The following is a 7,952-nucleotide window of genomic DNA, read 5'->3' as shown; positions in this document are numbered from 1 at the left end:
GGAAAAGCAAATCTGTAGCGCCGCAGATTTAATCATTCAGGCAACTGAAGCAATGCAGCCTATGGCACAGCAGCACGGCATAACTCTGATCGCACAGCCCGAATCAATTGAGATTTGTGTAGATCCCGACTATATCGTGCAAGCACTCACAAATCTCATCAGTAATGCGATCAAGTTTTCATTGCCTAGCGGTAAGGTCTGGTTGACGGTGGAGTCGCTGTCATCTTCAGAAGTTTTATTCCGCGTTCGCGATCGGGGACAGGGTATTCCTGCCGATAAACTCGAAAGCATTTTTGAACGGTTCTATCAGGTTGACTCGTCCGATTCGCGCAAGAAAGGCGGAACTGGGCTAGGGCTTGCGATCTGTCGCAAAATTATCGAGCAACATGAGGGTAAAATCTGGGCAGAAAGTACTCTTGGCAAAGGCAGTACTTTCTCGTTTACGTTGCCAGGTTGACCCATTAAGAGGCATATTTGCATGTCTAGCAAGCGAGTTTTAATTATTGACGACGAAGAAAGCATTCAAACAGTCGTGCAATTTGGCATTCGCATGGCAGCAGGCTGGGATGTACTGGTAGCTAGTTCTGGACCTCAGGGTATTCAAACTGCTCAAACTGAACGACCTGATGTGATTTTGTTGGATGTGATGATGCCTGATATGGATGGCATTGCTACGTTTAAGATATTGCAATCCGACCCGGTCACAGAGCAAATTCCCGTGATCTTTCTCACGGCTAAGGCTCAGACATCCGAGAAGCGGCAATTTCAAGACTTAGGCGTTAGTGGCGTGATTACTAAGCCATTTAATGCATTAGAGCTACCCGAGCAAATTACCAAGATTCTACACTGGTGAGCTTCACGCAGCGACATAATCGAACAGCATGGTAGTCATGTAGCGTTCTGTCCATTCTGGCCCAAAGGATTTTTCCAGAACTCGCCGAGTTTTATCGTTTTGCTGCTGTTTAGTGCAGTAATATTGATGCCCTGCCATCACATTGGCAATCTCCAGATGTGAGGTTAGAGGCTCTGTGCTGGTGGCAATCTGGCAATGGACGGTGAGAAATTCCCGCACGCGCTGGACGAAGGCATTTTCTTCTTCGGCATTGCTGGGGCGCACGAACACGCAAAATTCTGAAAAGATATCGCCCCATTCTGGCAAATCGCGCGTCTGCGAGAAATCCGGCAACGGCAGATCGGCTAAAGCGTCCCAATATTTTTTCGGCAGCGATCGCTCTCGGTTGGCAGGCGATAGGTCGGCGATCGCGGCGCTAATACCACCGCGTCCTCCCACCAGATCCGCGCCAAAAATTGGGATGGCATAGGCGGGATTGGGGAACATGACGCAGTGCAGAATATCGAGCGCAGTGCCGACTTGTGCCAGTTCCAGGTGGAGCTTGCGAAATTGGGGTGTTTGATAGCAGCGATTTTCAATGGTGAGGCGTTCCCCTTCCAACGCGCCTTCGATATAGCCCAGATCCTCTGGCACCTGATAGGGAGACAGATCCAGGTACTCCTGCCAAATCCCTTCAATGCAGTCAGCTAGTTTGTGAATGAGTGGGTGCTGCTGCGATCGCAGTGAAGTTTGTGTGGAATGATTCATGGCCATGCCATTCAGGGTAAGGGACTAATTACCAGTTTGGCTCATCAAGTGTGCAAAATCCGTGCAGGAAGCTTGTGGGGGGGAGCGATCTCGATTATCGAGCCGTTTCTAGCTGTCTTTCGAGATCGAATAAAAAGCCGTGAATGTATTCTTCAGTCCATTCAGAGCCGTAGAAGCGGGTAAACATGCCCCGTGCCGGATCTTTCTCAGCGCGATAACGGAGGTAGCGCAACTGTGCTTGCTCGATCTCTGCTAATGACTGAGAGGCTGTGACGGGAGTAGCAGCATCCACAAAATCTAGATAGGCATTGAGATAATCTTTAAATGCGGCAAATACGCGAGTCTCAACTGCTTCATTTTCCTTGGGACGAGTCCAGAGAAATGCGGGAGAGAAGAAGGGACGAGCCTCTTCTGGGAAATCACCACCCCAGGGGAGATGCTGCTGATATGACTCAAAAATGGGCAGAATGGGCTGAGTATATTTTGCCTGGTAAACCGGATCGTCGCGGAACAGGGGCTGCATGTCCAGAGCAATCAGGTGTCCTCCTGGCAGCGTGACTAAATCCGCCCCAAAAAAAGGCAGGTCGTAGTTGAGGTGTGGAAAAATGACGAAATTTAACACCTGGAGGGCATCGCCACCCTGCACGTGGGCAGCGCGAATTTGCCGCAGTTTGGCAGACTGGTAGGCATGGCTAGTCGTCAAGACCTCTGACTGATTCTTGCCTTTACCCACGATCGCCGATTTAGACTCAAAGCCTGCCGGAATTGGGTAAGGTTGCAAGTCCAGGCGTTCGTGCAAGCGGGCGATCGCATAGTCTAAAAAAGGTTGATATAAAGTCATAGGGATTAACCTGGGCTTACCTCATCGCTTTTCCAGTGGCTAGCGGTACGGCATCGGAAAATAGAAATTCGTATAAAAAGCGCTCTGCCCATGCATGTCCAAAGTAGCTGCTGAATAAACCCGAGGCGGGGTCGCGATCGGCACTGTACTGATCGTAATTCTTTTGGGCTTTGACAATCCGTCGCACGTCCTCTGGATCGCTAGATGGAGTGGCGGTATCCAACATGCGCCAGTAGAGAGTGAGATAATCCTTAAAGGCATCGAATACTCGCGTTTTCACGGTTTCCGAGTCGGTTTTGGCAAATAACAAATATTTGGAGAAGTACTGGTTGGCATCGTAAAACTTCATTTCCAAGTCCTGAGCCAGGTCTGGATATTTATCGTGCAATTCCTTGAGGGGGCGAATGTATTTGTTTAGGTAGGATTCGTCTTGGAATAATGGCTGAAAGTCCATCACGATCAGGTTTTTGACCTGTCCGAACGAAAGAAAATCTATGCCCAGTAGAGGCAATTCATAGTGATGGCTGGGATAAATGACGCTATTAAAGATCTGGGCACTGGCACCCGCATCAATGTAGGTGTAGCGAATTTTCCGCAGTTCGGGACAGCGGTAGTGCCAACTGCGAATAGTTGCGGGATTCTTGCCGCGATCGCTCACCTGGTGCTCTAATCCTGCCGGAATTGGACAGGTCTGTAAATCAAATTTTTGGAATAGCGATTGTTCCAGATGCTCGAGAAACGGCTTATACATAAATTATTTTTTATAACGGATATGGAAATTCCCATCCTCTAGACCTTGAGAATAGGAAATTCCCAGCCAGATGTAACGAATATAAAAAAGTAAGCAACAATCCTTAATGTTAGTGCTAGCCTTCTGCACGTGCTAAGTTATTTTTCAGCATTTGTGCAAGCATCGACTCGGAGATGCAGCGCCGCTCCGAACAATAGGTCATGAGGTACACCCCATTCATCATGCGTACGGTGCTGACCCGCACGCGAAAATCATCGGTAATAAACCAGCACCGCTCCTGACCCTGGTTTTTGTCATATTCCGTATCGATGGTTAGAATGCCGTCTTGCCCAAACCAATAGCGGCTCACCACTGGAATTTTTTCGACATAACCCCGATCGCGCAGTAGCTTTCCCGATCGCCCCGTCTCGTCATCGGGCAAATCGATCAATACCGCTGCATTGTCGGGGTTGGGCGTTTCCGTATCTTCGTTAGCTTGCCACATAAAACTTGCGCCCCCCATTGCCCTGGCTGGGTCGATGCCCTGTTGCTCGCACACTGCTTTTGTGCGCGGATCGTCTTTCGCCACCACAGATACAAACAGGTTAGATTCGCCCGACTCGTCCCCCGCAGAGTCGAAGTGGTGAACCGATCGCTGCGTAAACCAGACCCCCTCACTCTTGCGAAAGAAGTCCATCATAGTTGTGGGGAAGGTAGCGTGCATTCAGTGTTTAACAGAGAAATAATTTAGAGAAATAATTTGGACAACTTATAGTTCGGGCGTAATGAAGCGATCTGCTCGGTCGAACAGCATGGTAGTCATGTAACGTTCCGTCCATTCCGAGCCAAAGGACTTTTCCAACACTCGGCGGGTTTTGTCGTTCTGTTGTTGCTTCGTGCAGTAGTATTCTTGCCCTGCTAAAACTCTGTCAATTTCCACCTGCGAAGTTAAAGGTGTAGCTGTACTGGCAATTTGACAATGCAGGGTTAAAAATTCCTTGACGCGATCGAGAAATGCATTTTCTTCTGCCGGACTGGCTGGGCGCACAAACAGGCAGAATTCCGAAAAGATATCGCCCCATTCCGGCAAAGCGCGAGGATGCGAAAACTCTGGCATGGGTAAATCCTGCAAATATGCTTGATATTGGCTGGGCAGCGATCGATCTCGATTGATGGGTGACAGATCGACAACTGCGGCACTGATACCGCTGCGCCCTCCCACCAGATCCGTCCCAAAAATTGGCAGGGCGTAGTCGGGATTCGGAAACATGACGCAGTGGAGGATATCGAGCGATTTCCCGATCTGAGCCAGTTCCAGGTGCAATTTGCGAAATTGGGGCGTTTGGTAGCAATGATTTTCAATTGCGAGCCTTTCCCCTTCAAGAGAGCCTTCCACGTAACCTAAATCTTCTGGTACCTGGTAGGGAGACAAATCCAAATATTCTTGCCAAACCGCTTCAATGCAGTTCGCTAGTTGGCGAACTAAAGGATACTGCTGTTCTCGTAATGATGTTTGCATCGACTGCATCGCGATCTACCTTTGTTTCATACTATTCACCTGTTCCAATCGCGATAGAGCGCTAACTGCCGTTTCTCGTACGTAGGGATCGGCAGATTCGTCGTCGATCAATCCGGTGAGGGTTGCAGCGGCGCGATCGCCGCCAATAGAGGCCAGAGCGTTGGCGATCGATACGGCTAATGCTACATTATCAGTGGTTTGGAGTGAATCGAGCAATATATCGAGCGCAGGTTCGCCAATCTCGCCCAATGCCATCACGGCGGCGATATGCACGACGGGGTTCAGGTCATCGAGAGCGGTTTTTAAGCCCTGCATTCCCACAGCGGGAAACGGACCTTCGGGATAGTTGAGCGCCACCTGTGCCAATGCCTTCGCCGCACTACCGCGCACCGTGACATTATCGCTGTTGAGCAAGGCATCCACTAAGGGCGGTACGGTATCTGCACCAATTACGCCCAGGGCTTTTACGGCTGCTCTTCGATAGACAACATCTTCGTCGCCCAAAACGCTCATCAAATTGGGAATAGTCGTGTCGTCGCGATTTTCCGCAATTTCCACCATCGCCCGTTCCCGCATGTAAGGGTTGGGATGCTTGAGTTGTTGAAATAGTTCGTTTTGAGACATAGAGTTCTATCTTTGATGTATTAGATTACGATTTAATCGCCTTTATCTTTTCTCGTACAAGCCAATCGCTATCCTCTGCTATGCGATCGCGATCGCTCGTATCGCCCAATTTCTCTAATGCTAATAGTGCCGCATATTGCAAATCCCAGATTCTGGTATCCAAACAAGCTTTAATCTGAGGAATCGCACGCTCATCGCCGATCTCTGCCAGGGCGATCGCAGCGGCAGCGCGGGATTTTTGATACTGGGGCTGCGGATTGTGTAGAGCTTCGATCAGGAGGTCGTAAGCGGGGGCATGTTTGAGCCAGCCGAATAGTTTCACTACGTGAAAATGCGCGCCATAGTCGTTGCATGCTTCCGCTGCATAGGTATCAAATAGGGCGGCTGGAGCCTCATCAGCATAGTATTCCAGGATGGTTTTGGTTGCCAAATAGCAGCGCCCAAAGTCGGTCTCGTACAGTTCCCTCATGAGAAATGGCAGATCCGGCGGTAGATCGTAGGCATGTACTAAATCCAGATCCTCGGGACGATCGCGCAATGACTGCTCTAAATACGGTTGCACTTCAGCAAAGCTCAGTTCTCCAGATGGAATACCTGATTCTGCCAGCAGTCGAATTCCTCGCAATCGAAATACCAGCGATACGGGACAGCGGGCGATTGCCGGAATCGCTCGATAATATTTCGCATCGATCAAATCCTGGATCGATAGCCGTCGCGTAAACACCTCGCGGTGTTGCAACATTGCCACCACTTTATCCATCTGGCTGTAGTCTCGGGCAAATCGACAGACCGCCGCGATCGCCGCACTAGCGATCGGCCCATCCGTGCTATCGACAAATCGCCGAATCCGATCTAGCGCTGGCTGGTAATCCAGTTTAGTTAAGGTATGGATGATGACGCGGTAGGTTTGGCCGGGTTTATCGAGCAACTGGGCGACTTCTTCTAGTAAATCCCCATCCTGCGTGCCAATTTCCCCGATCGCCCACACCGCATTTTCCACCGTGTAGCAGTCCTCTTCGGCCAAACAACTGCGAATTAAGGGGAGAGCCTGCTTTGCTTCTAGCCGACCTAGAGTTTCCACCGCCTTGCGGCGCACAATGCGATTATCGAGGGCTGGGTCAGTTTGTTGTATCGCTCGCATTAAAGCTGCGATCGACTTCTCGGTCGGGAAATTCACCAGATGGGAAGCTGCAATGTATCGAGAATCATCTTCGCTCACTCGATCTGGCGGTGTATCTAAGATTGCGATCGCTTCATCCTCAGTGAGATTGAAGAAATTGAAAAAGCGCTTATCCATAGTTTGAAACAAATGGTCCCACAAACTAGCCCACAAACAAAGGGACTCTAGAAATGTACTTAACCTATCTCAGGCAAAGCAACAACCTAGAATCCCTATTGAGAACGGATTTTATTCAGCCACTAATTACTGTGTTACTGATACGCTCTACGACAGCGAGTTAATCGCATAGTCCAACAGCGCGTTGTATTCCACCAATGCCTGTGCTGACATATCCCGAGGCGAGCAGCCGCGATTGCGGGCAAATGATAGCGCTTCTACATACGGAGCCGTAGGCAAGCCCAAGGCACGATAGACTTCGCGCTGCCCTGCAATGCCCCACTCGTCAAGAGGGCCAGTGCCGCCCACAACCAGGCTGTACTGGATCAAGCGCAGGTAGTGCTTGATGTCGCGCGCGCACTTCGCCTTGTACGTGTCGGTGGAGTTGGCTTCGCCAGCGTTGTTCAGGTAGGGATACTTCTTGATGCAAGCATCATAAGCTTCTCTAGCCACGTTGTCGATGTTGTTGGCAAGCTTCTCTGCTGCTTCTAAACGGGCGGCGGCGCGTTGGATGCTACCTTGCACTGATTCCAGATCAGAGCTGCTGGGGAAACGGCCAGCCGCATCTGCTGCCGAAATTACCGTTGTTACTACTGATTTCATGCTTCTTTCTCCGATGGGATTTTCTTAGAACGTCTTTTACGATCTGTTTGGAATGGTTTAATTTAAAAGTTCTCAATCTTGACAATCGTGTCTGAAGACTGCAGCACGCGCTAGCTCAGCGCTGCGATCACGCGGTCGAAGTAGCTCGATGCTTCTGCTACCAAGCTGGCACATCTGTCTTCTACTACTGGCGAACCCATCTTGCGCAGCTTCGCTCCGGCTCTGGCTTCGCTTGGCGTGTCTTGAATGTGTGCTGCTGCTTGTGCCTTCATGATTTGCACGGCACGCACGGTTGAGGTCGTCGGTACGCCCAAGGCGGCATAGGTCTCTTTCAAACCGTTCAAGCAGCGATCGTCTAATACGGATGAATCTCCAGCTAGCAGAGCGTAGGTAACATAGCGCAGGATGATTTCGGCATCTCTCAAGCAAGCGGCCATGCGGCGGTTGGGATAGCAGTTGCCACCGGCTTGGATCAAGCCCTGGTTTTCGCAAATCATACCGGCGACGGCATCAGAAACCATGCAGCTAGCATTGCTGGCGATCGCGTTGACAGCATCCAGACGACGGTTGCCGGATGCCACGAAGGCCTTGAGCGCGTTGATATCGCTTACGGGTGACGTGCTGGCATCGGCTGCGACTACAGCTCTAGAAAAAGCATCAAGCATCGAGCTCTCCTTATTCTTCTTAAACTTTTTATTC

Annotated in this window: 11 protein-coding genes; 2 read left to right on the top strand and 9 right to left on the bottom strand. The window is 50.3% G+C overall.

Features of this window, described 5'->3' with window-relative positions; genetic code table 11:
- On the top strand, positions 1–457 hold a 457-nt coding region (locus PSE6802_RS0105175), incomplete at its 5' end, for a sensor histidine kinase (RefSeq protein WP_026103075.1).
- Between the two features lie 21 nt (positions 458–478).
- On the top strand, positions 479–853 hold the full coding sequence (locus PSE6802_RS0105170) for a response regulator (RefSeq protein WP_019498997.1): 375 nt from the start codon (positions 479–481) through the stop codon (positions 851–853).
- Positions 854–856: 3 nt separating this feature from the next.
- Here the strand turns inward: PSE6802_RS0105170 and PSE6802_RS0105165 are convergent, their stop codons facing one another.
- The 9 genes from PSE6802_RS0105165 to cpeB all read right to left on the bottom strand — a co-directional run bounded on the left by PSE6802_RS0105165 (position 857) and on the right by cpeB (position 7,918).
- Positions 857–1,600, bottom strand: a complete 744-nt coding sequence (locus PSE6802_RS0105165; RefSeq protein WP_026103074.1) for a phycocyanobilin:ferredoxin oxidoreductase — start codon at positions 1,598–1,600, stop codon at positions 857–859.
- Positions 1,601–1,694: 94 nt separating this feature from the next.
- Positions 1,695–2,441, bottom strand: a complete 747-nt coding sequence (locus PSE6802_RS0105160; RefSeq protein WP_019498995.1) for a phycoerythrobilin:ferredoxin oxidoreductase — start codon at positions 2,439–2,441, stop codon at positions 1,695–1,697.
- Positions 2,442–2,457: 16 nt separating this feature from the next.
- Positions 2,458–3,192 carry a 15,16-dihydrobiliverdin:ferredoxin oxidoreductase gene (locus PSE6802_RS0105155; RefSeq protein ID WP_019498994.1) on the bottom strand — a complete coding sequence of 245 codons (735 nt, stop codon included), beginning with the start codon at positions 3,190–3,192 and terminating at the stop codon, positions 2,458–2,460.
- Between the two features lie 115 nt (positions 3,193–3,307).
- Positions 3,308–3,895 (bottom strand): phycobiliprotein lyase, encoded by a 588-nt coding sequence (locus tag PSE6802_RS0105150; protein WP_026103073.1) that lies wholly within the window; start codon positions 3,893–3,895, stop codon positions 3,308–3,310.
- 45 nt (positions 3,896–3,940) lie between these two features.
- Positions 3,941–4,699: a phycocyanobilin:ferredoxin oxidoreductase gene (locus PSE6802_RS0105145; RefSeq protein ID WP_019498992.1), complete on the bottom strand. Its 759-nt coding sequence runs from the start codon at positions 4,697–4,699 to the stop codon at positions 3,941–3,943.
- Between the two features lie 6 nt (positions 4,700–4,705).
- On the bottom strand, positions 4,706–5,314 hold the full coding sequence (locus tag PSE6802_RS0105140) for a HEAT repeat domain-containing protein (RefSeq protein ID WP_019498991.1): 609 nt from the start codon (positions 5,312–5,314) through the stop codon (positions 4,706–4,708).
- A 25-nt stretch (positions 5,315–5,339) separates the two neighbouring features.
- Positions 5,340–6,611: a HEAT repeat domain-containing protein gene (locus PSE6802_RS0105135; protein WP_019498990.1), complete on the bottom strand. Its 1,272-nt coding sequence runs from the start codon at positions 6,609–6,611 to the stop codon at positions 5,340–5,342.
- Between the two features lie 147 nt (positions 6,612–6,758).
- Positions 6,759–7,253 carry a C-phycoerythrin subunit alpha gene (gene cpeA / locus PSE6802_RS0105130; protein ID WP_019498989.1) on the bottom strand — a complete coding sequence of 165 codons (495 nt, stop codon included), beginning with the start codon at positions 7,251–7,253 and terminating at the stop codon, positions 6,759–6,761.
- 110 nt (positions 7,254–7,363) lie between these two features.
- A complete protein-coding gene (gene cpeB, locus PSE6802_RS0105125) occupies positions 7,364–7,918 on the bottom strand; it encodes a C-phycoerythrin subunit beta (RefSeq protein ID WP_019498988.1) in 555 nt (184 codons plus the stop codon).
- Positions 7,919–7,952: the final 34 nt, after the last annotated feature.

The organism is Pseudanabaena sp. PCC 6802 (genome assembly GCF_000332175.1).
Lineage (GTDB): Bacteria > Cyanobacteriota > Cyanobacteriia > Pseudanabaenales > Pseudanabaenaceae > PCC-6802.
This window is presented reverse-complemented; position numbering and strand designations above follow the sequence as displayed.

What these genes read in the sequence shown, in the direction of transcription:
- PSE6802_RS0105170 (WP_019498997.1), top strand. Translation starts at nt 479, where the DNA reads ATGTCTAGCAAGCGAGTTTTAATTATTGACGACGAAGAAAGCATTCAA.
- PSE6802_RS0105165 (WP_026103074.1), bottom strand. Translation starts at nt 1,600, where the DNA reads ATGAATCATTCCACACAAACTTCACTGCGATCGCAGCAGCACCCACTC.
- PSE6802_RS0105160 (WP_019498995.1), bottom strand. Translation starts at nt 2,441, where the DNA reads ATGACTTTATATCAACCTTTTTTAGACTATGCGATCGCCCGCTTGCAC.
- PSE6802_RS0105155 (WP_019498994.1), bottom strand. Translation starts at nt 3,192, where the DNA reads ATGTATAAGCCGTTTCTCGAGCATCTGGAACAATCGCTATTCCAAAAA.
- PSE6802_RS0105150 (WP_026103073.1), bottom strand. Translation starts at nt 3,895, where the DNA reads ATGCACGCTACCTTCCCCACAACTATGATGGACTTCTTTCGCAAGAGT.
- PSE6802_RS0105145 (WP_019498992.1), bottom strand. Translation starts at nt 4,699, where the DNA reads ATGCAGTCGATGCAAACATCATTACGAGAACAGCAGTATCCTTTAGTT.
- PSE6802_RS0105140 (WP_019498991.1), bottom strand. Translation starts at nt 5,314, where the DNA reads ATGTCTCAAAACGAACTATTTCAACAACTCAAGCATCCCAACCCTTAC.
- PSE6802_RS0105135 (WP_019498990.1), bottom strand. Translation starts at nt 6,611, where the DNA reads ATGGATAAGCGCTTTTTCAATTTCTTCAATCTCACTGAGGATGAAGCG.
- cpeA (WP_019498989.1), bottom strand. Translation starts at nt 7,253, where the DNA reads ATGAAATCAGTAGTAACAACGGTAATTTCGGCAGCAGATGCGGCTGGC.
- cpeB (WP_019498988.1), bottom strand. Translation starts at nt 7,918, where the DNA reads ATGCTTGATGCTTTTTCTAGAGCTGTAGTCGCAGCCGATGCCAGCACG.